At 60.3% G+C, this 23476-nt stretch carries 22 protein-coding genes and 1 riboswitch; of the genes, 4 read left to right on the top strand and 18 right to left on the bottom strand.

The window, feature by feature from the left end:
- Positions 1–4 precede the first annotated feature (4 nt).
- The 4 genes from AC1DM5_RS11950 to epmA all read right to left on the bottom strand — a co-directional run bounded on the left by AC1DM5_RS11950 (position 5) and on the right by epmA (position 3815).
- Positions 5–1186 carry an acyl-CoA dehydrogenase family protein gene (locus AC1DM5_RS11950; protein WP_477821521.1) on the bottom strand — a complete coding sequence of 394 codons (1182 nt, stop codon included), beginning with the start codon at positions 1184–1186 and terminating at the stop codon, positions 5–7.
- Positions 1186–1437 carry an acyl carrier protein gene (locus tag AC1DM5_RS11945; RefSeq protein ID WP_477821520.1) on the bottom strand — a complete coding sequence of 84 codons (252 nt, stop codon included), beginning with the start codon at positions 1435–1437 and terminating at the stop codon, positions 1186–1188. Before AC1DM5_RS11945 ends, AC1DM5_RS11950 begins: the two co-directional genes overlap by 1 nt.
- 264 nt (positions 1438–1701) lie before the next feature.
- Entirely contained in the window at positions 1702–2754 is a 1053-nt protein-coding gene (locus tag AC1DM5_RS11940; protein ID WP_477975033.1) for a lysine-2,3-aminomutase-like protein, read from the bottom strand.
- Positions 2751–3815 carry an EF-P lysine aminoacylase EpmA gene (gene epmA / locus AC1DM5_RS11935; protein WP_477975031.1) on the bottom strand — a complete coding sequence of 355 codons (1065 nt, stop codon included), beginning with the start codon at positions 3813–3815 and terminating at the stop codon, positions 2751–2753. The genes AC1DM5_RS11940 and epmA overlap by 4 nt, the downstream gene beginning before the upstream one ends.
- Positions 3816–3965: 150 nt before the next feature.
- Here epmA and efp point away from each other — a divergent pair, with 150 nt between their 5' ends.
- Positions 3966–4535 carry an elongation factor P gene (gene efp, locus AC1DM5_RS11930; RefSeq protein ID WP_037101953.1) on the top strand — a complete coding sequence of 190 codons (570 nt, stop codon included), beginning with the start codon at positions 3966–3968 and terminating at the stop codon, positions 4533–4535.
- Between the two features lie 126 nt (positions 4536–4661).
- Here efp and AC1DM5_RS11925 read toward each other — a convergent pair whose 3' ends face one another.
- From AC1DM5_RS11925 to metA, 6 genes are all read right to left on the bottom strand, one after another.
- A complete protein-coding gene (locus AC1DM5_RS11925; protein ID WP_037101955.1) occupies positions 4662–5390 on the bottom strand; it encodes an SIS domain-containing protein in 729 nt (242 codons plus the stop codon).
- Positions 5391–5403: 13 nt separating this feature from the next.
- The gene (nagA, locus tag AC1DM5_RS11920) at positions 5404–6555 is read right to left on the bottom strand and encodes an N-acetylglucosamine-6-phosphate deacetylase (RefSeq protein WP_477821517.1); all 1152 of its coding nucleotides are present in this window, start codon (positions 6553–6555) and stop codon (positions 5404–5406) included.
- Positions 6555–7586 carry an SIS domain-containing protein gene (locus AC1DM5_RS11915; RefSeq protein WP_477821516.1) on the bottom strand — a complete coding sequence of 344 codons (1032 nt, stop codon included), beginning with the start codon at positions 7584–7586 and terminating at the stop codon, positions 6555–6557. Before AC1DM5_RS11915 ends, nagA begins: the two co-directional genes overlap by 1 nt.
- Positions 7583–8356 carry a GntR family transcriptional regulator gene (locus AC1DM5_RS11910; protein WP_477821515.1) on the bottom strand — a complete coding sequence of 258 codons (774 nt, stop codon included), beginning with the start codon at positions 8354–8356 and terminating at the stop codon, positions 7583–7585. Before AC1DM5_RS11910 ends, AC1DM5_RS11915 begins: the two co-directional genes overlap by 4 nt.
- Before the next feature lie 117 nt (positions 8357–8473).
- Complete coding sequence (locus AC1DM5_RS11905; protein WP_477975029.1) at positions 8474–9496, bottom strand: aldose epimerase family protein; 1023 nt, start codon at positions 9494–9496, stop codon at positions 8474–8476.
- Positions 9497–9636: 140 nt separating this feature from the next.
- Positions 9637–10560, bottom strand: coding sequence for a homoserine O-acetyltransferase MetA (gene metA / locus AC1DM5_RS11900; protein WP_477821513.1), 924 nt, complete (start codon positions 10558–10560; stop codon positions 9637–9639).
- 47 nt (positions 10561–10607) lie between these two features.
- Positions 10608–10685, bottom strand: a riboswitch (SAM riboswitch).
- A gap of 147 nt (positions 10686–10832) precedes the next feature.
- Here metA and AC1DM5_RS11895 point away from each other — a divergent pair.
- A complete protein-coding gene (locus AC1DM5_RS11895) occupies positions 10833–12674 on the top strand; it encodes an ABC transporter ATP-binding protein/permease (RefSeq protein ID WP_477821512.1) in 1842 nt (613 codons plus the stop codon).
- Positions 12675–12729: 55 nt separating this feature from the next.
- Here AC1DM5_RS11895 and AC1DM5_RS11890 read toward each other — a convergent pair whose 3' ends face one another.
- From AC1DM5_RS11890 to AC1DM5_RS11865, 6 genes are all read right to left on the bottom strand, one after another.
- Positions 12730–13359 carry a DUF5666 domain-containing protein gene (locus AC1DM5_RS11890; protein ID WP_310385203.1) on the bottom strand — a complete coding sequence of 210 codons (630 nt, stop codon included), beginning with the start codon at positions 13357–13359 and terminating at the stop codon, positions 12730–12732.
- A gap of 161 nt (positions 13360–13520) precedes the next feature.
- On the bottom strand, positions 13521–13919 hold the full coding sequence (locus AC1DM5_RS11885) for a VOC family protein (RefSeq protein ID WP_477821511.1): 399 nt from the start codon (positions 13917–13919) through the stop codon (positions 13521–13523).
- A gap of 104 nt (positions 13920–14023) precedes the next feature.
- A complete protein-coding gene (locus AC1DM5_RS11880; RefSeq protein ID WP_477975027.1) occupies positions 14024–15847 on the bottom strand; it encodes an ABC-F family ATP-binding cassette domain-containing protein in 1824 nt (607 codons plus the stop codon).
- Between the two features lie 3 nt (positions 15848–15850).
- Positions 15851–16501 carry a thiamine diphosphokinase gene (locus AC1DM5_RS11875; RefSeq protein WP_477821509.1) on the bottom strand — a complete coding sequence of 217 codons (651 nt, stop codon included), beginning with the start codon at positions 16499–16501 and terminating at the stop codon, positions 15851–15853.
- A gap of 129 nt (positions 16502–16630) precedes the next feature.
- On the bottom strand, positions 16631–17305 hold the full coding sequence (locus tag AC1DM5_RS11870) for an OmpW/AlkL family protein (RefSeq protein ID WP_477821508.1): 675 nt from the start codon (positions 17303–17305) through the stop codon (positions 16631–16633).
- A gap of 92 nt (positions 17306–17397) precedes the next feature.
- Complete coding sequence (locus AC1DM5_RS11865) at positions 17398–17922, bottom strand: MarR family winged helix-turn-helix transcriptional regulator (RefSeq protein WP_477821507.1); 525 nt, start codon at positions 17920–17922, stop codon at positions 17398–17400.
- Positions 17923–18038: 116 nt separating this feature from the next.
- On the opposite strand from AC1DM5_RS11865, the gene AC1DM5_RS11860 reads away from it, so the two are divergent.
- Both AC1DM5_RS11860 and AC1DM5_RS11855 read left to right on the top strand, forming a co-directional pair.
- Positions 18039–19580 (top strand): MDR family MFS transporter, encoded by a 1542-nt coding sequence (locus tag AC1DM5_RS11860; RefSeq protein WP_477975025.1) that lies wholly within the window; start codon positions 18039–18041, stop codon positions 19578–19580.
- Between the two features lie 382 nt (positions 19581–19962).
- Positions 19963–21507 (top strand): M48 family metalloprotease, encoded by a 1545-nt coding sequence (locus tag AC1DM5_RS11855; protein WP_477821505.1) that lies wholly within the window; start codon positions 19963–19965, stop codon positions 21505–21507.
- A 53-nt stretch (positions 21508–21560) separates the two neighbouring features.
- Here the strand turns inward: AC1DM5_RS11855 and AC1DM5_RS11850 are convergent, their stop codons facing one another.
- Entirely contained in the window at positions 21561–22424 is an 864-nt protein-coding gene (locus AC1DM5_RS11850; RefSeq protein WP_007825441.1) for an RNA polymerase factor sigma-32, read from the bottom strand.
- A 380-nt stretch (positions 22425–22804) separates the two neighbouring features.
- A complete protein-coding gene (locus AC1DM5_RS11845) occupies positions 22805–23377 on the bottom strand; it encodes a CarD family transcriptional regulator (RefSeq protein WP_007825443.1) in 573 nt (190 codons plus the stop codon).
- Positions 23378–23476: the final 99 nt, after the last annotated feature.

The following is a 23476-nucleotide window of genomic DNA, read 5'->3' as shown; positions in this document are numbered from 1 at the left end:
GGCTTTACCCCAGTAGGCTAGTGTCCTGCTTATGGACAAGAAGCATGCTCGACGTATTGCCGAGGATGCGGTCGTTCGAGATCATGAGCTGTGCGGAATGGGCATCGCGCAGATGGCGTCCGAGGCTGAAGGGCGTACCGTTCTTGTAGCCCATGATGCCGCAGATCAGCATGGTGTGATTGACGATTTCCAGGATGGTTTCCGAAGAGGCGATCTTCACATTGTTCATCGCTACTGCAAAGCCCATCGACGAGAGCTTGTCGCCGTCAACCTTGGCATCCTCATAGGCCTTGAGGCCGGCAACGACGTTCGACTTCACCATCTGCAGGAGGTTGGAAACCTCCGCGAGGCGAAGCGCGCCGGGCGGCGTGGCGTCGGGAGACTTGCGTGCAGCGACACGCACGAAGGCCTGGGCGCGGGAAACGGCATCGACCGCGATACCGTACCAGACACCGCTCCACAGCAGGTGCGAGGAGGCGAGCATCGACTGCGCAGCGATTTCGGCAAAGGGTTTCGGCAGGATCTGTGCAGCCGGCGCCTCGCCCTTGAACAGGAAGCCGTCAGAGCAGGTGCCGCGCATGCCGAGCGTGTTCCAGACATGCGTCTTTTCGAGCGTATACTGATCCCTAAGGAAGGCGGTCAGTACCTGATCGGAAGAAGCGGCCTGCGGATGGCTGCGCGAGGTGATGAGAATTGCATCGGCATGCGAGCCGTAGGAAATGACGGTCGCGTCCTTTTGCAGCCTGCAGATATCGCCGTCGATCTCGATGGCGCAGATGCTGTTGCGCAGATTGCCGCCGATCCCACCTTCGGTGGTGGCGGAAGCGATCAGGAGCTGTTCGGCGGCGATACGGCGCATGAAGGCGCTATGCCATTCGCTGTCGACGCCGTGTTCGACGAGGCTCGAAAGCTTGATCTGGTGCATGGCAAAGACCATCGCGCTTGCCGCGCAGGCCTGGCCAAGAATCGAGCACAATTCGGCGATCTGGGTGATGGAAGCGGCCTCGCCACCGAGATGGCGGGGAATCTGGATACCGAGCAGGCGCTCGGTCTTCATCGCGTTGACGGCTTCCTGCGGGAACCGGCCTTCGAAATCGACGGCATCCGCATGTTTTGCCGCAATTTCTGCGACGCGGGCAGCCCTTGCGACCAGGCTGTCTTCCGTGATCTTGACCGGGAAGTTCATCAGGCGACCTTTCGGCTATCCCGGATGAGATCGACCGTCTTGGTGATCGCCGAGATGCTTGCAAAGGACTTGCGGTTCAGGAGATTGTCAGGAAATTCAATGTCGAATGCCTCTTCGATGCCAAGCATGAGCTGCACCGAGGCGAAGGACGTCAGACCCGCAGCGTAGAGATCCGCATCGTCGGCAACCTGATCAACTGGAACAGGAAGCTTACCGAACTTGGCTACGAGGTCGCGGATTGTCTTGTTCATCCCATTAACTCCAGATTTTCATGATCCTGAGCCGGCATTCATCGCCTTTTCATGGGAGTGCTTTTAGTGCGGAAAACAGAAAATTCCGCTAATGTAATTAGTTAAATATGACTATCGCTCATACTTTGCATTTTACAAATCATGCCCGCTTGAGGCCTAATACTTCATACCTATCAATAGTTTGATGTGGCCTGAGACGACCGGCAGTAAATGGCCCCGGCTGTATCAAGTGCAGAAATGGTACGCCGGGAGCGCGCTTTTGCGTTAACCGGCAGGCGGATAGGAATGCTCGCCGCCGCGATAGTCCGACACCGAGTAGCAGCCCTCCCCGGTCGTCTTCACAGCGCTCTCGCCAATCACGGCCTTGCCGTAACCACCGGGAATATCGAGAATATAGGTCGGTTGGCAGAGACCGGAGATGCGGCCGCGAAGCGAGGCGACGATCTTCTGCCCCTCTTCTATCGACAACCTGAAATGGCTGGTGCCGGGCGCAAGATCCGGATGATGCAGATAATAAGGTTTCACGCGCGTCTCGACGAAGGCCCGCATAAGTTCTGCCAGCACGTCGGGATCGTCATTGACGCCCTTCAGGAGCACCGACTGGCTGACCATGACGATGCCGGCATCGACGAGACGGGCGCAGGCGGCGCGTGCTTCAGTCGTCAACTCACGCGGATGGTTGGCGTGAAGCGCAATATAGATGGTCTTGCCGCTCGCTTTCAGCGCCGCTATCAATTCCGCATCGATCTTCTGCGGATCGACGACGGGCACGCGCGTATGGAAGCGCACGATCTTCACATGCTCGATCTCGGCAAGCTCAACGAGAATCTCACCAAGACGTCTTGGTGAGAGCACCAGTGGATCGCCGCCAGTCAGGATCACTTCCCAGATCTCGCCACGCCCGCGGATATAGTCGAAGGCTGCAGCCAGTGCTGAAGGATCGAGCGTGCCGAGCCCCTGCGGCCCTACCATCTCGCGCCTGAAGCAGAAGCGGCAATAGACCGGGCAGACATGCACGGCCTTCAACAGCACGCGGTCCGGATAGCGATGCACGATGCCCTCAACCGGGCTGTGCGCATGGTCCCCGATGGGGTCGGCCCGTTCCTCGGGCGTGATAACGAGTTCCGCCATATCGGGCACGAACTGCCGGGCAATCGGATCGGCCGGATCGGCATGATCGATCAACCTTGCCATGGCAGGCGTCAGCGCGATGGCATAGCGCGCGGCGACCTCATCGAGCGCCAGCCGTTCGGCTTCCTCGACGAGCCCCGCCCTGACGAGATCGTCGACGCTCTTGATCGGACGCATGACATTCATCGGCCGTACTCCGCGACCGGCGCCCAGAGCACCTGATCGATCCGTGACGCACCTGTCGCCAGCATCACCAACCGGTCGAAGCCGAGCGCGATGCCGCTCGCTTCCGGCATGACCGCCAGCGCCGCCAGAAAATCCTCGTCGAGCGGATAGGTCTCGCCATAGACCCGCATCTTCTCTGCCATCTCGATCTCGAAACGGCGCCGCTGCTCGGCGGCATTTGTCAGTTCACCAAAGCCGTTGGCAAGCTCGACCCCGCAGGCATAGAGCTCGAAACGCTCCGCCACGCGCGGATCGCGCGCCGAAGGCCGTGCAAGAGCCGCTTCCGAAACAGGATACTCGTCAAGGATGGTGACACGGCCAAAGCCGAGATACGGCTCGACCTTCTCCACCAGCACCCGACTGAAGAGATCAGCCCAATGATCGTCATCGGCAACGCGCATGCCGACCCGCCGCATTTCGGCGGCAAGATGCTCGCGATCGGTGGAGCCGTCAGCAGATACAGAAGCCAGAAGATCGATGCCGGCATGGCGACCGAACGCTTCTGCAACGCTGATACGCTCCGGCCCGGCGAAGGGATCGCACTCGGCGCCGCGATAGGTAAGCGTTGCGGTCTTCACCGTTTCGGCAGCGAGCGCCAGCATGCGCACGCAATCCATCATCAGGCTCTCATAGCTCTCACCCGCCCGATACCATTCGAGCATTGTGAACTCAGGATGGTGCAGCGGCCCGCGCTCGCGGTTGCGATAGACATGCGCAAAGCAGGCGATGCGTTCTTCACCGGCGGCCAAAAGCTTCTTGCAGGCAAATTCCGGCGACGTGTGTAGGTAGAAGGGCGCAGCCTGTCCGTCCGTCGTCAGCGCTTGCGTCGCAAAGGCATGCAGATGCGCCTCGTTGCCCGGAGACACCTGCAGCGTCGCGGTATCGACCTCGATGAAGTCCTCACGGGCGAAGTAACCGCGCAGCGCTGACTGGATCGCGTTACGTCCGATAAGGAACGGACGGCGATCGGCATGCACTGATGGCGTCCACCAGGGAGACGCCTTGGCGCTCGTGAGGTTCATTCAACGCTTTCCTTGCCGGATTCGGCCGGGATGGGGTGGCTATTTACGCGATTTTAGGTTAGTGCCGCCCCGAAGAAAAAACATTTTGCGTCTTCAAGGCCATTCTGACTGTCCTCTACGACGCTGAAAGCCGACTTACAAGGAAGTCTTATGGTCAAGGTCATCGCCTCTTCGGTCCGCAAGGGCAACGTTCTCGATGTCGACGGCAAGCTCTACGTCGTTCTCACGGCTCAGAATTTCCACCCGGGCAAGGGCACGCCGGTTACCCAGGTCGACATGCGCCGCATCGTCGACGGTGTGAAGGTTTCCGAGCGTTGGCGCACCACCGAGCAGGTCGAGCGTGCCTTCGTCGAAGACGTCAACTTCCAGTACCTTTATGAAGACGGCGAAGGCTTCCACTTCATGAACCCGGCCACCTATGACCAGGTCGTCGTCGACGTTGACACCATGGGCGACCAGAAGGCCTTCCTCCAGGAAGGCATGACCTGCATTCTGTCGATCCACGAAGGCATTCCGCTGGCGCTCGAACTTCCGCGCCACGTCACCCTCGAGATCGTTGAGACCGAACCGGTCGTGAAGGGCCAGACGGCATCCTCCTCATACAAGCCGGCGATCCTGTCGAATGGCATCCGCACTTTGGTTCCGCCGCATATCGATGCCGGCACCCGCGTCGTCATTGCAACGGAAGACAATTCCTACGTCGAGCGCGCCAAGAACTGATTGCATCAGTTTCCAGACATTCGGACGGCCTGAAGCAACCGCTTCGGGCCGTTTTCATTTAATCGGAAATACTCATTCGCTTCCGGCGCCAATAGAGAAAGACCGGCAAAAACGCCGGCCTCCTGCTCAGAGATGCGGGTTACGCGGCCGGTATTTCTTCACGAGCTTCTGATTGATTTCTGCAGCGCCCGGCATGTTGGCGCTGAGATAAACAGGCGCATCGCCTGATTTCGAAAGCTCGGAGGCGACATCCGCAAAGATGGCATTGATGACGGTGACGCCCACCGCCGTCGAGACCGGCCCGACCCGCAGACCCGTGCCATCGAGATCAAGAACGGCGTCACCCGGCGGCAGCCCGTTATCCAGAACCACGTCGGCCACATCGGCAAGCCGCCGGCGCCCATTGGCGATCGCCGTCGAATAGGCGATCGAGGTGATGGCGATCACCTTGGCGCCGATCTCACGCGCATAGTCGGCCGCCTCAATCGGCGCGGCATTCACGCCTGAATTGGAGGCGATGATGATGACATCGCCCGGCTGCATGCCGTAACGCTCCAGCATTGGCCGCACCAGGCCCTGCGTGCGCTCATAGACCGAGCTGATAACCGCACCCTCATGCAGCATGGCCGAGCCGACGAGAACGGGCACAGTAAAGGCAAGTCCGCCGGCGCGGTAGTGCACCTCTTCCGCCAGCATATGCGAATGGCCGGTGCCGAAGACATAGACACGCTTGTCGCCACGGGCAGCCTCAAGGATCGCGGCGGCGGCCTGCGCCATTGGTTCGGCTAATGCCCGCTTCAACTCTTCCAGCCGGCCGATCAGATTGGAGAAATAAGCGTCCGTGATGTCACTCATCCGCCGCTCTCCTTCAAGCTGCTTCGCCGTTTAGCCAAGTCGCCGTCACTTCGATCGCATCGGTGAAATGCACGAGATCGGCGCGCGCGCCTGGCGAAAGGTGGCCGCGATCGGCAAGCCGAAGGAAACGCGCCGGATAGAGCGTCGCCATTCTGAGTGCCTCGGCAAGCGTCAGCTCCAGATAGGTGGCGCCGTAGCGGATCGTTGAAGCCATGTCGACATCCGAACCCGCTAGCGTGCCGTCCGAAAGGACCAGTTTCGAACAGAAGCCGCCCCTTTCGCGTCGCACGGTGCGGCCGTTCAGCGTGAACGTATCCAGCTGCGAGCCGACCAGCGACATGGCGTCGGTCACAAAGAAAAGTTTGCCCTCGCCGCGCTTGGCACGCAGCGCCGTGCGCAACGCCTTCGGATCGACGTGATGTCCATCGGCGATGATGCCGCACCAGACCGCTGGATGGTCGATCGCAGCACCAACGAGGCCCGGCGCGCGGTGCGCCAGTTGGCTCATGGCGTTAAAGAGATGCGTCACACCGCGAGCCCCGGCATCGAAACGGGCTTCCGCCGCCTCACTGGTGCTGTCGGAATGGCCGATACTGACGATGACGCCCGCTTCGCTCAGCTCACGCACCTGCGAAACTGTCACCTGCTCCGCCGCCATGGTGACGAGCAGCGTGCCGATCGCCTCGCGCGCGGCGATAAAACCCTTGACGTCCTTGTCCTCGACCGGGCGCATCAGCTCGGCGAGATGCGCACCCTTGCGCGCCGGCGCCAGATGCGGACCTTCCAGATGCAGGCCGGCAACACCACGGTTGGTCTTCACCGCGACTTTCGCCGCCTCGATCGCGGCAGCCGTCGCTTCGGCCGTATCGGTGATCAGCGTCGGCAGCAGTGCCGTCGTTCCATACGACCGATGCCCGTCTGCGATCATATACATCGAACCCGGCGACGGCTCGTCGTTCAGCATGCGGCCGCCACCGCCATTGACCTGCGCATCGATGAAACCGGCAGACAGCACGCCGCCTGCCAGTGTCACAACTTCGCCCTCGGGCAGATCATTCAGGCCGACGATCGCCTCGACGCGTCCGTCCTTGACGATCAGCGCCCGTTCGTCATGGAAACGTTCGCCATCGAAGATACGCGCGCCGGTGAAGATCTTGCGGGTCATCAGACGGTCTCCGTCACCTTGAGAAGGTTGGCCGGCTTGTCCGGATCGAAGCCCTTCCGGCGGGTGACGGACTCGATCAGGCGATAGTAGACGAGCAGCGAAACCAGGGGATCGACGAGACCGTTGCCGGTCGTCGGAACCTGCAGATTGACGCCGGCAAGCGGCTTCGTCGAGAAGGGCACGGTGGTAGCGCCAAGCTTCTGCAGGCGCTCCAGTGCCTTTACATTGTTGTCGTAGGCGGCATCCTCAGGCACAAAACCGATGATCGGGAAGCCCGGCTGTACGAGGCGCATCGGGCCGTGCATCAGTTCCGCAAGAGAGAAGGCCTCCGCGTGAAGACCAGCCGTCTCCTTGGCCTTCAGTGCCGCCTCGAGAGCGATAGCGAAAGCCGTGCCGCGGCCGCCGGTATAAAGCGAGGCGGCGTTGAACAGCACATCCTCGGCTGCCTTGGTTTCGATGCCGGACGTCGCGGAAAGAGCGGCCGGAAGCTTCTCAAGCGCCGCCTGCAGATCGGCCTTGCCGCCGATCGCAGCCGTCACGCCAGCGAGGGCGGCAACAGATGCGATGAAGGATTTGGTCGCCGCGACGCTCTTTTCAGCACCGGCATTGAGGCCGAGAACAAGATCGGCCTGCTTGGCGAGCGGGCTGTCAGTGACGTTGACGACGGCAATCGTCGTCGCCCCGCCCTTCTTGGCCGCTTCCTGCAGCGCCACGATGTCAGGGCTCGCGCCAGACTGTGAAACGGTGAAATGGATGCCGCCCTTCAGATGCAGGGAGGCACCATAAACGGAAGCAATAGACGGCCCGATCGAGGCGACCGGCACGCCACAGGTAATCTCGAACAGATATTTGAAGAAGGTCGCCGCATGGTCGGAAGAGCCGCGTGCCGCTGTCGTGACGACGCTCGGGTGGGCGGATGAGAACAGCCGGGCGATTTCTGCGAAGACCGGCTTTTCCTTTTCGAGCAGGGTAGCGACCACTTCGGGCGACTGGCCCGCCTCCTGCAGCATCAATGACTGGTTCTCACTCATAGGTCATCTCCAATTCTCAGTTCAGCGACGAAATCATAGGCGTCACCACGATAATGCGAGCGGGTGTATTCAACGACGCGCTGGTCTTCCAGGCGTGAAACGCGTTCGATCAGAAGCGCCGGCGCACCGGCCTTGACATCAAGGATAGCCGCCGATGAAGGATCGAGCGTGACGGCCGTCAGGCGCTGCATGGCGCGCACCGGCTTGTGGCCGCTCTGTGCAAGCGCGTCATAAAGCGAGCCTTCACCGCCGGCATCCACGCCGAGAAACTTGACCGGCACGACGGCGCGTTCGATGGCGAGGGGCAGCCCGTCAGCCAGACGAAGGCGGTCGAGCCGCAGCACAGGCTCATCGACACTGAGGCCGAGCAGGAAGGATTCTTCGGGAGACGGATTGTTGATGGTACGCGACAGGATCTTCGCCGCCGGCGAGCGCCCACGCGAGCGCATGTCCGCCGAGAAGGAGGAAAGTCGCCATAGCGACTGCTCCATGCGCTCCACCTTGCTGGAAACGAAGGTGCCGCTGCCGTGGCGAGATTCCAGCGCACCCGATGTCATGAGATCGCGATAGGCTGTCCGAACCGTCACTCGGCCAAGCTTCAGGGCTTCCGCCAGGTCGCGTTCGCCGGGCAGCGCGGTTCCGGGCTTCAGCAGACCTTCCTGAATGAGGCCCGTGAGCGCCTGCGCTAGCCGCTTGTAAAGCGGCCCTGTTGCCGCCTCATCGCGCAGCCCCCGGCCATTCAGTTCCGCTATCAGACTGGTTCTATCCATGGATGCATAATAGAACCTATTTAGAACCAATCGGCAAGTCGGATTCGCTTCACCAAAAAGAAAAACCCTCGCGGGACACCGCGAGGGTTTTCATTGATCCTGACAGGATGGCTGAACTCAGTTCTTCGTGAAGATGTAATCCGTTTCCTGCCGCAGTACCTCACCTGGACGCAGAACCGCGTTCGGAAAGCCTGCATGATTGATGGCGTCAGGCCAGATCTGCGTTTCCAGGCAGAAGCCTGCGAATGGCGCATACTTGCGGCCACCGAGACCCGGCACCGGCACGCCGAGCTTGAAGCCGGCATAGAACTGTACGCCAGGCTCGGTCGTGCGCACTTCCAGCGAAACGCCGGAATGCAAGCTGCGGGCAAGTACGACGGAGCGCTTGGCCGTGCGCTCGCTCGAGAAGCAGAAATTATGGTCGTAGAGCGCCTGCTCCTGACCGGCGAAACGCTTCATCGGCGCCATCGCGCGGAAATCGAACGCGGTGCCCTCGACAGAGCGGATCTCRCCGGTCGGTATCTGCTTCTCATTGGTCGGCAAATAGTGGTCGGCAGCGATCATGATGTCATGCRCCAGCGCATCCTCCCGGCCATCGAGATTGAAATAGGAGTGCTGGCAGACATTGGCGATCGTCGGCTGGTCCGTCGTCGTCTCGTAGTTGACGGAAAGCTCGCCATTGCCATGCACGCGATAGGTCGCCTGGACCGTGCAGTTGCCGGGATAGCCGGCGCGGCCATCGGGATCGACGATCTTCAGCACGACACGGTCGGTCTCGTGCTCGACGATCGTCCAAACGAGCGTACCGATATTGTTGCTGCCGCCGTGAAGATGCGTGACGCCCTTCTCGTTCAGTTCGAGCTGGTAGTCCTTGCCGTCGAGCGTGAACTTGCCGTCACCGATGCGGTTGGCACAGCGTCCCGGCGTCGCGCCGAAGAAAGGCGAATGCGAGAGGTAGCTGCCTAAATCCTCGAAGCCGAGCACCAGCGGCGCATCATGGCCCTCGAGCCTGATATCCTGGATCACTGCGCCCCAGCTCAATACCTTGACCGTCAGTCCGCCGCCGCGGATGACGACGCGATGGACGGTCTCCCCGTCCTTCGTCTGTCCGAAAACTTCCCGTTCCAACTTGTTCGTCATGATCGACGCTCACTCCATCCCTAGGATTCAGGAACCGGAACCTGCCCCCATTTCCTGCAAACCGCAACCGGGCGAGGCCGGAAAACAAAATGCCGTCGCAGAAATGCGGCGGCATTATTTGTAAACCTGCCCGGTGACGCTCAGATGTCTGATCCGATCTCTTCGATATCGTAGGACGTCGTCTGGTAGATCTCATTGATCCAGTTGCCGAAAAGCAGATGCGCGTGGCTGCGCCAGCGGTTCTGCGGCGCAAGCGCCGGATCGTTATGCGGGAAGTAGTTGTGCGGCATCTTGATCGGCACGCCAGCATTCACGTCGCGGAAATATTCGTCCGAAAGAGACGTGGAATCATATTCGACATGATTGAAGATATAGAGCCGCCGACCCTTCGGTTCGTGGACTAGACAGACGCCCATCTCACTCGATTCCATTAGGATCTCGAGGCCGTCGACCTTCTCGATGTCGGCCCGGCGCACCTCGGTCCAGCGCGACACCGGAACCTCGAAATTATCAGAGAAGCCGTTGAGATAAACGGAAGAGGGTTTGAGATTACGGTGGCGGTAAACGCCGAAGGCCTTTTCCTTCAGTTCATACTTCGGCACGCCGTGGAAATGATAAATCCCCGCCATCGCACCCCAGCAGACATTCATGGTCGAATGGACGTTTGTCTGTGTCCAGTCGAAAATCTGCTGCATTTCCTTCCAATAGGTAACGTCCTCGTAAGGCAGCGTCTCGATCGGCGCGCCCGTGATGATGAAGCCGTCGAACTTGCGGTGCTTCACTTCCTCCCAGGTCTGGTAGAAGGCGAGCAGATGTTCTTCAGATGTGTTCTTGGCTTTGTGGTTGCCGACGCGGATCAGCGAGAATTCCACCTGCAGCGGCGATGCGCCCACAAGCCGCGCCATCTGCACCTCGGTCTTGATCTTGTTCGGCATGAGGTTGAGCAGCCCGATGTGCAAGGGGCGGATATCCTGGCGGATCGCCACCGTTTCGGTCATCACCCGCACGCCCTCGTTCACGAGGGTTTCGAAGGCAGGCAGCGTATCGGGGATCTTGATGGGCATTGCGGTCAACTCGATCAAAATAAAAAACCGGCGGCGAAAGAATCGCTACCGGTCCGCACGCGGCCCTTTAGCGATTTATTTAACGTGGCTGCAAGCCGGCCGGCCAAATCACCACGATATATCTTAATTAGCGCCAGTCGCGCTGCGAATCAACTGTCAATAGAGACAGCTGCACAAGCCATCACGCTTTCTTTATGGGTGGTGGAATCTGTTGATGGACCAGTAACGCCCCCATGTTATTAATGGTGTGATGGGCGATTTTGGAAAAAATAATGAAAAATGACGTAAAAGGAGGGAAGGGCATCCAGAGTCAGGACCGGGTGGGGTATGATCTCAGCCTGACATATCGGCTTGGAGTGATGTTCTCCGCATTCTGGAATTCGCAGGTTCGCGGCAAGGTCGTGGGGCTTGCGATCCTGCTTGTCGTCATCATCCTAATGACCGCCTATGGACAGGTGATCCTCAACGAATGGAACGCCCCTTTCTACGATTCCCTCGAGCGTCGTGATCTCGGCGAGTTCTTCCGCCAGCTCGAAGTCTTCGCGATGATCGCCGGTGCGCTGTTGCTGCTCAACGTGCTGCAGGCATGGCTGAACCAGATGACCGCCCTCTACATGCGCGAAGGCCTCTCACGCGATCTCGTCGATCAGTGGCTGGAGCGCAAGCGCGCCCTCAAGCTCTCCACCATCGGCATCCTCGGCGTTAACCCGGACCAGCGCCTTCACGAAGATTCCCGCAATCTTGCCGAAAGCACCACCAACCTCGCTCTCGGCCTCCTGCAATCGACCATCCTGCTCGTCAGTTTCATCGGCGTCTTGTGGGAACTTTCGAGCGGCTTCATCTTCCATATCAGCGGCCACAGCTTCACCATCCCCGGCTACATGGTCTGGGCGGCGATCTTCTACGCCGCATCGGCCTCGTTATTGAGCCAGGTCGTTGGCCGTAAGCTCGTCAAGCTCAATGCCGACCGGTTCTCGAAGGAAGCCGAACTGCGCTTTGCGCTGATGCATGCCAACGAGAACATGCCGGCGATAACAGTGGCGCGCGGCGAAGAGAACGAGCGCAAGCGCATCAACGGCGATATCAGCAACGTCCTTACCGTGATCAAGCGGCTCGCCATGGCCAATACCAACTTGACCTGGGTCTCGGCGGGTTATGGCTGGCTGGTTATCGTTATCCCGATCATTGTTGCAGCCCCCGCTTATTTCTCCGGCGGGCTCACTTTCGGCCAGCTGATGATGTCGGTTGGCGCCTTCAACCAGGTCAATACGGCGCTGCGCTGGTATGTCGCCAACTTCGGCCCGATTGCCGAATGGCGCGCCACGCTGATGCGCGTCACCGATTTCCGCCAGGCGCTTCAGGAGATGGATGATGGCTTCGATTTGAAGGACGCAATCGTCTACGAGGAAACCGCGCCCGACAGGCTGACGCTGAAGGATATCGTCATCGTTGCCAAGCTTGGCGAGGATATCGACGATTGCGGCGGCTTCCAGATGCGCGAAACGGATGTGACGATCAGGGCCGGCGAAAAGGTGATGATCAACGGCGATCACAGCGTGAACCGCCGCCTGCTCTTCCAGGCCATGGCCGGCCTCTGGCCCTGCGGCAAAGGCACAATAGGCCTGCCGCCGATTGACGACATCCTCTTCATCCCCCAGGTCGCCTATGTGCCGGGCGGAACGCTGCGCGAGGCGATCGCATTCCCCCAAAAACCCGAAGCCTATGACACGGCGGCCATCGAAGCTGCGCTTGAGGCTGCCGGCTTGCATTCGCTGGTCGCCCGCCTCGATAGCCGCGCGCGCTGGGACAAGCTTCTCGATGCCGATGAACAGAAGGCAATCGGCTTTGCCCGCCTGCTCCTCGTCAAGCCGCGCTGGGCCGTCTTCGACGAAGTGCTCGAAGGCATGGAGCCGGAATGGCAGCACACGATGACGAAGCTGCTTGCCACGATGCCGGATACCGGCATGATCTATATCGGCCGCTCGGAGACCTATCTGGAAGCGCTGCATCCGCGCACACTGCATCTGCTGGCGCTGCCTTCGAAATCCGGTGATGAACCGGTAGCGTCCGTTGCAGGATCGAGCGCCGCGGCAGCTCCTGCCCCGGCGCTCTGATCAATTCCAGTAGGAGAAGTGTGCAGCGGTTTGGCTGGAATTACTCCAGGAGAGCTTACATCGGCGGCATCACGCCGTTGATGCCGACGGCGACCTGCGCGGCCGAGATGCTGCCGTCAGCTGCCCTTTCCGCCATGACGATAACGCCGGCACCCGGCTTCAGATCATCTTTCGTTGCCGGCGCAAAGGTGACGATCGGCGTACCCTCAGCAATCGAGATGGTCTTTTCCTTGCCCTGATAGGTGAGCGTGATCGTGTGGCCGTCGACAGCCTTGACCGCATTGCTGACGGTCGCATTCGTCATCGAGCTGTTCGGCTGCACGTCCCACGGACGGCTGCCTTCGCCGGTGCCCTTCATCGCGGCCGGGAAGATCAACACCTCGATCGCGCCATCGGGACCTGTGCCCTTCGGCAAGGAGGCGACACCAACGAAATCGCCGACCTTGATATCATCGACAGAAGCATTCCTGATACCCGAGACCTTCCAGCCGGACTTGAGCGCCACCGTCGCATCGCTGCCCTCGCGGGTCTTGACGGTTAGCGTGTCGCCGTTGAGACTCTCGATCGTGCCACGAACGCGCACGCGCTGGTTTTCCTGAGCAATCGCCGCCTGCGAAAGGCTAAGCACGACGAAGCCGCTGGCGGCAAGCGCCGTCAATATTCTGGTATAGGATTTGCAAGACATGTAACTCTTCCTTGTCGCCATTGATCGGCACGATCCCCAGCTGAGCGGCACTCTATGCCGCATGACGCGGCGCGGGCGAATCAAGGAAAAGTGAGGAAAGCGGACCCCGACAATCCGGTTCCAGACGCCGGAGTCCGCGAAAGACCTTTGAAAAGACCGGCTCAACCGGCAGCAGACATGTCCATGTACATGATTTCCCAGACATGGCCGTCGAGGTCCTGGAAGCTGCATCCATACATCGGCCCCATATCGAGGATCGGCTTCCAGGGCTCGCCGCCCGCTGCCAGCGCCTTCTTGAGGTAATCATCCACCTCATCGCGGCTGCCGGCCGAAAGGCAGGTCAGCACTTCCTTGCCCTTCGTCGTATCGGCAATATCGCCCTCGATGAACTGCTGGAAATGACCGTGGGTCAGCAGCATCACATAGATGTTTTCCTCGACAATCATGCAGGCAGCATCGTCGGTGGTAAAATTCGGATTGTAGGAAAAGCCGAGCGCCGAGAAGAATTCCTTCGACTTGACGAGATCCTTGACCGGCAGGTTCACAAAAATCATGCGCATGAAAAATCTCCCTTATGACGTGGCGGCACCATGCCGTCGATCACGTTCGGCCCAAGGACGGAGAAAAACCACCCGATCCGACATTTCAGGAAATTTTTATCGGATCAGCCTTCCAGCTCCTCGCGCAGCATTTCGAGTTCCAGCCATTCCTCTTCCATCTTGGTCAGGCTTTCGCGCAGCTTCTCCATCTCGGATGCCAGCCGGTTAAAGGTTGCCGGATCCTTGGTGAAGAGATTCGGATCGGCCATCTTCTCCTCACGCTTGCCGATCTCCGCCTCTGCCTTGGCCATTTCCTTCGGCAGGTTTTCGAGTGCGAATTTCTGCTTGTAGGAGAGCTTGACCTTCGAGGAGGAAGGAGCGGCAGCCGCAGTCTCCTGCGCCTTAGGCTTTTCCGCCGCCTTCTCGGCCCTGCGGCGCTCCTCGGCCGCACCCTTGCGCTGTGCCAGCATATCGGAATAGCCGCCGGCATATTCGATCCAGCGCCCGTCCGGCGCTTCCGGATTGGCCGGCGCAATCGTCGAGGTCACCGTACGGTCGAGGAAGTCGCGATCGTGGCTGACGAGGATGACGGTGCYGGCAAAACCCGTGACGATCTCCTGCAAGAGATCCAGCGTCTCGATGTCGAGATCGTTGGTCGGCTCGTCGAGAATGAGCAGGTTCGTCGGCCGCGACAGGATGCGCGCCAGCATCAGCCGGGCACGTTCGCCGCCGGAGAGGTTCCTGATCGGCGTGCGCGCCTGCTCCGGCTGGAACAGGAATTCCTTCATGTAGCCGGTCACATGCCGCTGCTCGCCATTGACCAGCAGGTTCTCCCCACGCCCGTCCGTCAGGTAGTTGGCAAGCGTATCCTCCAGGTTCAGGTCCTCACGCTTCTGGTCGAGGGTCGCGATATCAAGATTGGTGCCGAGCTTCACCGTGCCGCTGTCGGGCGCAAGCTGGCCAGTCAGCATCTTCAAAAGCGTCGTCTTGCCGGCGCCGTTCGGGCCGACGAGACCGATACAATCGCCGCGATGCACGCGGATCGAGAACGGCGCGACAATCGGCCGGTCGTCATAGCTCTTGGTGATCTTGTCGGCCTCGATCACCAGCTTGCCGGATTCCTGCGCATCGGAAGCGCTTGCCTGTACCGTTCCCTGCGGCCCTTTGTGGCCACGATACTGCGAACGCATCGTCTGCAGCTCGCCAAGCCGGCGCATGTTGCGTTTGCGTCGTGCCGTCACGCCATAACGCAGCCAGTGCTCCTCACGCTCGATCGCCTTGCCGAGCTTGTGCTGCTCCAGCTCTTCCGCCTCCAACACCTGGTCCCGCCACGCCTCGAAAAACGCAAAGCCCTTGTCGAGCCGGCGAGACGTGCCGCGGTCGAGCCAGACGGTGGCCGTCGAGACCTTTTCAAGGAAGCGGCGGTCGTGCGAGATCAGCACCAGCGCACTGCGCGTCTTCTGCAATTCGCCTTCCAGCCACTCGATGGTCGGCAGGTCGAGATGGTTGGTTGGCTCGTCGAGCAGCAGGATGTCGGGCTCCGGCGCCAGCACGCGCGCAAGTGCTGCGCGGCGCGCCTCGCCGCCGGAAAGGTTCTTAGGATTTTCCTCGCCGGTCAGCCCCAGATGCGAGAGCAGGTAGCTGACACGATAGGGATCGTCGCCCGGCCCGAGGCCGGCTTCGGCATAGGCCTGCACGGTCTGGAAGTCGGCAAAATCCGGCGCCTGCTCCAGATAGCGCACCGTGGACGCTGGATGGCGGAAGACTTCACCTGACTGCGCGTCGACGAGGCCTGCTGCGATCTTCAGAAGCGTCGATTTGCCTGAGCCGTTGCGGCCCACGAGACAGATCTTGTCGCCGGACTCCACCTGCAGGGCAGCCCCCGCCAGAAGCGGTGCACCGCCGAAGCTCAGGAAGATATCGTCGAGTTTCAGAATGGGAGGCGCCAAGTATCAGACTCCGGAAAGATCATAGGGCCGCGCGAGCACGATGGCCCTGCCGCTGGCAAGCGAGAAGCGCACAGGCCCCTCCGCCACATTGGAAATGGTGCGCGACGAGCCGAAGGGCAAATGGAAGTCGGCGAGCGGATAGCGGGCATTTTCGATGAACAGGCCACGCAGCTCGCTGAAGCCCGGCACGGAAAACAGGCTGCCCGGCGGAAGATCGATCTCCAGCGAGCCGGGAAGCAAAGGCACGGCCTCCTCACTGCCCGAGGTCAGCAGCATGTCGAAGCCTTCCTCCGCCAACTCCACGGCGTAGAGCAGATGCTGCAAGGCGTGGTCGGACCGTTCACCGCCCAGCGCACCCGCAAGGATCAGGCGTTTGGCACCACGCTCGATCGCCTCGGTAACGGCAATTTCACCATCCGTCGCAGCCTTTGCGGCTGGATAGGGCTGGCGCGGCACATCGGGAAAAGCGCCATCGAGATCGGGTGGCGTGGAATCGAAATCGCCAACCCACAGTTCCGGCACCACGCCAAGTGCCGCCGCATGCCGCATGCCGCCGTCGGCCGCGATGAACCGGCTTTCCCGCACGGCGTCGCGCAGACGATCCGTCAGGCTGAGTGTCCCGCCGAGCAGGATGGTGAAGGTGGATTGGCTCATGGGCATTGCCCATAGCGCAAACGGGGGGTGAAGGGGAAGAGGCGCCGGATATCCGGTGCCTTTCCCTTAAAGCAATTCCCGCAAAAGCGTGCCGCGATTTTGCGACCGGAATTGCGTCAATCAAATGCTCTAGAAGCGATAGGTGACACCGGCGCCGATCAGCCAGGGATCCAGTTTCGCCTTGCCGTTGACATCGGCACCACCGACTGTCGCATCGAAATCCGGACGCAGGAAGATCTTCTTCACATCCAGGTTCGCACCCCAATGCTCATCGAACATGTAGTCAAAACCGGCCTGCAGCGCGACGCCGAATGTGTTCTTCACATCGAGGCTGTCGGCGCTCTTGCCGGACTGATTGTAGAAGACCGTGTAGTTCACACCCGCACCGAGATAGGGCTGAAAGGCACCGAAATCGGTGAAATGATATTGCAGCGTCAGCGTCGGCGGCAGCAGCCACGTCTTGCCGATTTCCCCGAGGCCGGCAATCGGGCCTTCGCCATGCACATTGGCATAGGTCGTGCCGAGAATGAGCTCCGCGGAAATATTGTCGGTGAAGAAATAGGAGATATCCACTTCCGGAATCACCGTGTCCGAATAGGACAGATCGGATCCGGGAATGCCGTCGACTGAGCCGTTGTCGCGCGTGATCACGCCAAGCGCACGAAGGCGTACCTGCCATGGGCTTTGCGTGGCCATTGGCGAGCCCGCCGAAGGCGTCAGATCGGCTGAAAGCGCCGCATGCCCGAAGGATGCGAAAACGATAGCGGCAAAAATACCCCTCAGCCGAAGCGGATGATGTTTCATGTGAATCTCTCCTGATGTCGTCGAACGAGGAGAGACTTATGCTTGCCTTGGATGGGTCGGCTTGAGCGAGATCAAACGCTCGGACTATTTTCTTAGCCCGGCGTATCCTTGTCGCGGGAAAGGAAGATCGCCTCGTAGCCGCCGATGAATTTCTCGAACAGCAGCGAGAAAGTGTCGATCTCCTCCTGTGGCCAGTCCCGCACAACCTCGGAAACGAAGGCGAGCTTCTGGGCCCGGATTTCCGCCAGCAGATCCTTCCCGAGCGGGGTCATGACGACGACGATACGCCGTGCATCCGCCTGCGAAGCCTCACGGCGCAGGACGTTTCGGCCCACCATATCCGACACGACGCGGCTTGCCCTCGACGGATCGATGCGCAGCATCTCGGCAATGGCGCCGACCGTTACCTCGCCGTTTTCCTGCGCGCGGCGCACGGCATCGAGTACGTCGAGATGCGACAGTTCCAGATCCGGCGCCACGCTCTGGATCGCCAGGCGGCCGATCAGCCGGCGTCCTGTCATCATTCGCATGCGCGTCATCGTGCGGCCGATGCGCGGCACGCTCTCCAACGGATCATCAAGCTCGGTCGTTCTTGTCTTGGTCAAGGTCTCGTTCATGACGAAACCATAACAGACCGGTGCTGAAAATAAAATATGCCAATATCAATAATGTGCCATTGACAAATACATGACATTAGCACATAAGACATCTACGTAACGAAATGGTCCATCCCATGGATATGCAACTTGCCCCCGCACCGCTCGTAACGGATCCCCGTCGGCGGCTCATCCTCTTCTTCTTCCTGATGACCGCCATGTTCATGGCGACGCTGGATAACCAGATCGTCTCCACCGCACTGCCGACCATCGTCGGCGAATTCGGTCATCTGGACCGCTTCGGCTGGATCGGTTCAGCCTATCTGCTGGCGCTCAGCGCCGTCATGCCGCTCTATGGCAAGCTCGGCGATCTTTTCGGCCGCAAATATGTGATGATGACGGCGATCGCGATCTTCACTGTGGGCTCCGCCGTCTGCGGTCTCGCCGTCTCGATGAACACGCTGATTGCCGCCCGCGTGCTGCAGGGCTTCGGCGGCGGCGGCATCATGGTTTCGATCTTCGCCGTCAACGCCGACCTCTTCGAGCCGCGCGAACGTGCCCGCTACCAGAGCTATTCCAGCCTCGTACTGATGGCCTCCGGCGCCATTGGCCCTGTCCTCGGCGGCACGATGAGCGATCTCTTCGGCTGGCGCTCGATCTTCCTCGTCAATGTGCCGATCGGCTTCATCGTGCTTACCGGCCTCGCCTTCATGCTGCCTTACCGCAAGCCGCATCGCCGACCGAAGATCGATTATGCCGGCGCACTGCTGCTGGCGCTGACGACAACCAGCATCGTGCTTGCGACCGACAGCAGCGAGCTTTTCGGTGCGTTGATCTCGCCGCAGAGCATCGGCATAATCGCCTTCGGTGTCGTTTGCGCCATCACCTGGGTTTTCGTCGAACGTCGCGCGCCGGAGCCGATCGTGCCGCTGGCGCTTTTCCGCAATTCCACCTTCAGCCTGCTGCTGGTGATCTCGATCATGGGCGGTGCGATCGCCATCGGCATGGTCAACTACCTCGCGCTGTTCCTGCAGACGACGACAGGCCTTTCGCCGTCGGGCGCCGGTCTGCTCTTCATTTTGCTGACAGGCGGTCTCGTCTGCGGCTCCCTGACTGCCGGCCGCATCATTTCGAAGACCGGCCGCTACAAGCCCTTCGCCATCGCCAGCCTCACCTRCAGCGCCATCGCTTTTGCACTGATCTCGCAGGTTCATGCCGGCACACCGATTGCCTTCATCGGCGCGATCATGCTGCTGCACGGCATCGGTATCGGCCTTGCCCAGCAGGTTCCGGTCATCGGCGTTCAGAATGCCGCACCGGCCCGCGATGTGGGTGCCGCGACCGGCTCGGTCACGCTGTCGCGTATGGGCGGCGCCTCGATTGCCATCTCCATTTACGGTGCAATCATTGCATCGCAGCTCGGCAGGCTCGGCTCCTCCATCCCGGGGGTGGCCAATATCGAGGAGCTGACGCCGAAGATGATGGCAGCACTTCCCGAAGCCAGCCGTCAGGCGGTGGCTAATGCTTACGCCTCCGCCTTCTCGCCGCTGTTCACGACCTCCTGCGGCATCGCTTTGATCGGTCTGATCGCCGCCATCATGCTGAAGCCGGTGCAACTCCCCCGCGCCGGCGAACAGAAGACCAGCCAGACCACCGCCGCCGCCGAAGCCGCGGAGTAAGCACAGGGCGCGCGGCCTCCGCGCCTCTTCAATTTAGTCGGCTCGAAAACACCATCATTAATTGTATTATTCGCGCGAATGTTACGCGTGCCCGCATCGGTCGCCGTACTGACCGATTTTTTCCGCAGTGCAGCCGGAATCTGCACTTGCGATGGAACTTTCGCCATAATTTCATCGGAGCGAGAAGTGCCTCGACAGGCGGGGCATTGCCGAAATGCAACGGCGCCACATTTAGATAGAGTCTCGCTATGCAACCCACGCGGAAATCGGCTACAGCAAAGACTTGGATCGGCCGATTGTGCAGCGCGAGAACCGAGGCGGAAGCCTATTGAATTTTCCTGGCAACGGCCGGCCCGAAGATGCGGCAGACCGGCGACTTAAAATGGTGCGGAGAGACAGACTGGACAGTATGACGACGTGGAAATCGCCCGCGCTTTCCAGGGATGCCTTTTTTGCGCCGCGCCGTTGGGCGTGCCGTTTCCTGCTGCTGTCGGCCTGCGCCGTTGCGCTGAACGGCTGCGAGTCGTTGATCCAGCAATCCTATCAGCCGACCGTCGGCCCTTCGTCTAATCCGCAAATCGTCGATGAAGTGCAGAAGAACGACCCGCGCGCCGCCATGGGCGCCCGCGAGCATCCGCGCATCGTTGCGAGTTATGGCGGCGAGTATAAGGACGCCAGGACCGAGCGCCTCGTCGCCCGCATCGCTGGCGCGCTGACGGCCGTCTCGGAAAATCCGAGCCAGTCCTACCGCATCACCATCCTGAACTCGCCCGCTATCAACGCCTTCGCACTGCCGGGCGGTTATCTCTATGTCACTCGCGGCCTGCTAGCGCTCGCCAACGATGCCTCGGAAGTCGCGGCCGTTCTGTCACACGAGATGGGCCACGTCACCGCAAACCATGGCATCGAGCGGCAGAAGCGCGAAGAGGCGGAAGTCATTGCCAGCCGTGTCGTCGCCGAAGTGCTGTCGAGCGATATAGCCGGCAAACAGGCGCTTGCCCGCGGCAAGCTGCGTCTTGCCGCTTTCTCCCGTCAGCAAGAACTGCAGGCCGACGTCATCGGCGTGCGCATGCTCGGCGAAGCCGGCTATGATCCTTACGCCGCAGCCCGTTTCCTCGATTCCATGGCCGCCTATAGCCGCTTCATGTCGGTCGATCCCGAGGCCGACCAGAGCTTGGACTTCCTGTCGAGCCATCCGAATTCCGCCCAGCGCATCGAGCTTGCCCGCACCCATGCTCGCGCCTTCGGCCAGGAAGGCGCAGTCGGCGACAAGGGCCGCGACTACTATCTCGATGGCATCGACGGCCTTCTCTACGGCGACAGTCCGGAAGAGGGTTATGTGCGCGGCCAGACCTTCCTGCACGGCGGCCTCGGCATCCGCTTCGATGTGCCGCCCGACTTCAGCATCGACAACAAGGTCGAGGCCGTCATGGCAACCGGCCCGAACGATATCGCCATCCGCTTTGACGGCGTGGCCGACAACCAGAACCAGAGCCTGACGAATTACATTTCCAGTGGCTGGGTTACCGGCCTCGATCCCTCGACCATCCAGCCGATCAACGTCAATGGCATGGAGGCTGCGACCGCGCGCGCCACTGCCGACCGCTGGGACTTCGATGTCACGGTCATCAGAAACAACAATCAGATCTTCCGCTTTCTGACGGCGGTGCCGAAAGGCAGCCCGTCGCTGGAGCCGACGGCAGGCGTTCTGCGCGCAAGCTTCCGCCGTATGACGCCGGACGAAGCCGCTTCGCTGAAGCCGCTTCGCGTGCGGGTGGTCACAGTCCGCCCTGGCGAGAACATCACCACGCTCGCTTCCCGCATGATGGGTACCGATCGCAAGCTCGATCTCTTCAAACTGATCAACGCCCTGCCGACGGGCGCTGCCGTTTCTCCCGGCGACCGCGTGAAGATTATCTCAGAATAAAAGAAGGCCCGGCTTATGCCGGGCCAGTCTGTGCTGCTGGGGAGTAATTCCTGTTAGGCATAGGCTGCCATGTGCGGATCGGCGCTGACGAGCGCCGTGCGAAGCTTTTCCATCGCCCGGCTTTCGATCTGGCGCACGCGCTCTTTGGAAATGCCGAGGTCGGCGCCGAGCTCTTCGAGTGTCGCCCCGTCTTCGGCGAGGCGCCGCGCGCTGATGATCTTCATTTCACGCTCGTTGAGATGCTTGAGGGCAGACGCAAGCCAGACGCGACGACGTTCGCCGTCGATCATGTTCGAGACCTGCTCATCCGGCAGCGGTTCGTCGCTGACGAGGAAATCCATCTTTTCTGCACTGTCGGCATCACCCGAGACGGAAGGCGCCTGCAACGAGGCGTCATTGCCGGAAAGGCGCGCGTCCATGGTCTGCACGTCGGCAAGGCTAACACCAAGGGCAGCGGCGATTTCCTGATGAATGGATTGCAGTGTCAGCTGCGTGTCGCCCTTGGCAAGCTTGGCGCGCAGGCGCCGCAGATTGAAGAACAGCGCCTTCTGGGCCGAACTCGTTCCGCCGCGCACGATCGACCAATTGCGCAGGATATAGTCCTGGATCGAGGCGCGGATCCACCAGCTTGCATACGTGGAAAAGCGCACATCTCGCGCTGGTTCGAACCGGGCCGCGGCCTCCAGAAGCCCGACATAGCCTTCCTGCACGAGATCGCTCATCGGCAGGCCGAAATTGCGGAACTTGCCTGCCATGGAAATGACGAGGCGCATGTGTGCCATGGCGATCTGATTGCGGGCGCCGCGGTCTTCGTGATCTTTCCAGCGAATGGCCAGATTATGCTCTTCTTCACGGGCAAGATAGGGAGCCGCCATTGCTATTTTGATCATGCGCCGATCTGCTGACATGTTCTTCATATCGCTCTCCTAAATGGGCCACGTGCCTAAAAATGAACAAGCAAACATCGTTCCCGGAACATCACTGCGCCGGAGCAAACTAGGGTCTTGAATGCATAAAGGCCTCCTCCTGGACTTTTCAGGAGGAGGCCCTATCTCTCGTCATGTGCCGTCAAGACGGCAGGGTTGGATCTGTTTCTTGAGATTGCCGGAAAGGCAAATTCTGGAAATCATGATCCGCTCCTCATCGAACGTTAACAGCTCCGGCGGAAGTCAAACCGAGCTTTGTGGGCTCCGGTTATGTCCGCATTACTGTGTATGAACGTCGTAGCGGCGAAAAAGTTCCAATAAAAAACCCGGCACCAAGGCCGGGTTTTTTTATCAGCAAAAACAATGCGCTATTAAGCAGCTTCGTCCTGAGAGTCGTCTTCCTCGATTACCTTGCCACGCTTCGGACCCTTGTTGAGATTGGTCTCGACGAGGCGAACTGCTTCGGTTTCAGACATCTTGTTGACGGCAGCGATTTCGCGAGCCATGCGGTCGAGGGCAGCCTCATAGAGCTGGCGCTCGGAATAGGACTGCTCTGGCTGGTTCTCGGCACGGTAAAGATCGCGAACGACTTCTGCGATGGAAATCAGGTCACCGGAATTGATCTTGGCATCATATTCCTGGGCGCGGCGGGACCACATGGTGCGCTTGACGCGAGCTTTGCCCTGCACGACCTTGAGGGCGCGCTCGACGAAGTCGGTCTCGGAAAGCTTGCGCATGCCGATGCTCATGGCCTTCGCGACCGGAACCTTCAGACGCATCTTGTCCTTTTCGAAATCGATGACGAAAAGTTCAAGCTTCATGCCGGCGACTTCTTGCTCTTCGATAGCCGTGATGGTACCGACGCCATGTGCGGGGTACACGATCGATTCACCAGTCTTGAAGCCGTGACGTGCGGTAGAAGGTTTTTTCTGCTGGGTGGTCATTCTAATCAAAAACTCCCTGTTACGCTACCGGCGGCGGCCGGAGCCGGGTCAGTCAGGCCCGGATGAGACGGTTAAATCCGTCGGGTGACTTCACTCTGG

The sequence above is a fragment of the Rhizobium sp. 01T437 genome, from assembly GCF_056398505.1.
The sequence above is the reverse complement of the archived record's forward strand: the minus strand, read 5'-3'. Positions and strand labels throughout refer to the sequence as shown.

What these genes read in the sequence shown, in the direction of transcription:
- AC1DM5_RS11950 (WP_477821521.1), bottom strand. Translation starts at nt 1,186, where the DNA reads ATGAACTTCCCGGTCAAGATCACGGAAGACAGCCTGGTCGCAAGGGCT.
- AC1DM5_RS11945 (WP_477821520.1), bottom strand. Translation starts at nt 1,437, where the DNA reads ATGAACAAGACAATCCGCGACCTCGTAGCCAAGTTCGGTAAGCTTCCT.
- AC1DM5_RS11940 (WP_477975033.1), bottom strand. Translation starts at nt 2,754, where the DNA reads ATGAATGTCATGCGTCCGATCAAGAGCGTCGACGATCTCGTCAGGGCG.
- epmA (WP_477975031.1), bottom strand. Translation starts at nt 3,815, where the DNA reads ATGAACCTCACGAGCGCCAAGGCGTCTCCCTGGTGGACGCCATCAGTG.
- efp (WP_037101953.1), top strand. Translation starts at nt 3,966, where the DNA reads ATGGTCAAGGTCATCGCCTCTTCGGTCCGCAAGGGCAACGTTCTCGAT.
- AC1DM5_RS11925 (WP_037101955.1), bottom strand. Translation starts at nt 5,390, where the DNA reads ATGAGTGACATCACGGACGCTTATTTCTCCAATCTGATCGGCCGGCTG.
- nagA (WP_477821517.1), bottom strand. Translation starts at nt 6,555, where the DNA reads ATGACCCGCAAGATCTTCACCGGCGCGCGTATCTTCGATGGCGAACGT.
- AC1DM5_RS11915 (WP_477821516.1), bottom strand. Translation starts at nt 7,586, where the DNA reads ATGAGTGAGAACCAGTCATTGATGCTGCAGGAGGCGGGCCAGTCGCCC.
- AC1DM5_RS11910 (WP_477821515.1), bottom strand. Translation starts at nt 8,356, where the DNA reads ATGGATAGAACCAGTCTGATAGCGGAACTGAATGGCCGGGGGCTGCGC.
- metA (WP_477821513.1), bottom strand. Translation starts at nt 10,560, where the DNA reads ATGCCCATCAAGATCCCCGATACGCTGCCTGCCTTCGAAACCCTCGTG.
- AC1DM5_RS11895 (WP_477821512.1), top strand. Translation starts at nt 10,833, where the DNA reads ATGAAAAATGACGTAAAAGGAGGGAAGGGCATCCAGAGTCAGGACCGG.
- AC1DM5_RS11890 (WP_310385203.1), bottom strand. Translation starts at nt 13,359, where the DNA reads ATGTCTTGCAAATCCTATACCAGAATATTGACGGCGCTTGCCGCCAGC.
- AC1DM5_RS11885 (WP_477821511.1), bottom strand. Translation starts at nt 13,919, where the DNA reads ATGCGCATGATTTTTGTGAACCTGCCGGTCAAGGATCTCGTCAAGTCG.
- AC1DM5_RS11875 (WP_477821509.1), bottom strand. Translation starts at nt 16,501, where the DNA reads ATGAGCCAATCCACCTTCACCATCCTGCTCGGCGGGACACTCAGCCTG.
- AC1DM5_RS11870 (WP_477821508.1), bottom strand. Translation starts at nt 17,305, where the DNA reads ATGAAACATCATCCGCTTCGGCTGAGGGGTATTTTTGCCGCTATCGTT.
- AC1DM5_RS11865 (WP_477821507.1), bottom strand. Translation starts at nt 17,922, where the DNA reads ATGAACGAGACCTTGACCAAGACAAGAACGACCGAGCTTGATGATCCG.
- AC1DM5_RS11855 (WP_477821505.1), top strand. Translation starts at nt 19,963, where the DNA reads ATGGTGCGGAGAGACAGACTGGACAGTATGACGACGTGGAAATCGCCC.
- AC1DM5_RS11850 (WP_007825441.1), bottom strand. Translation starts at nt 22,424, where the DNA reads ATGAAGAACATGTCAGCAGATCGGCGCATGATCAAAATAGCAATGGCG.
- AC1DM5_RS11845 (WP_007825443.1), bottom strand. Translation starts at nt 23,377, where the DNA reads ATGACCACCCAGCAGAAAAAACCTTCTACCGCACGTCACGGCTTCAAG.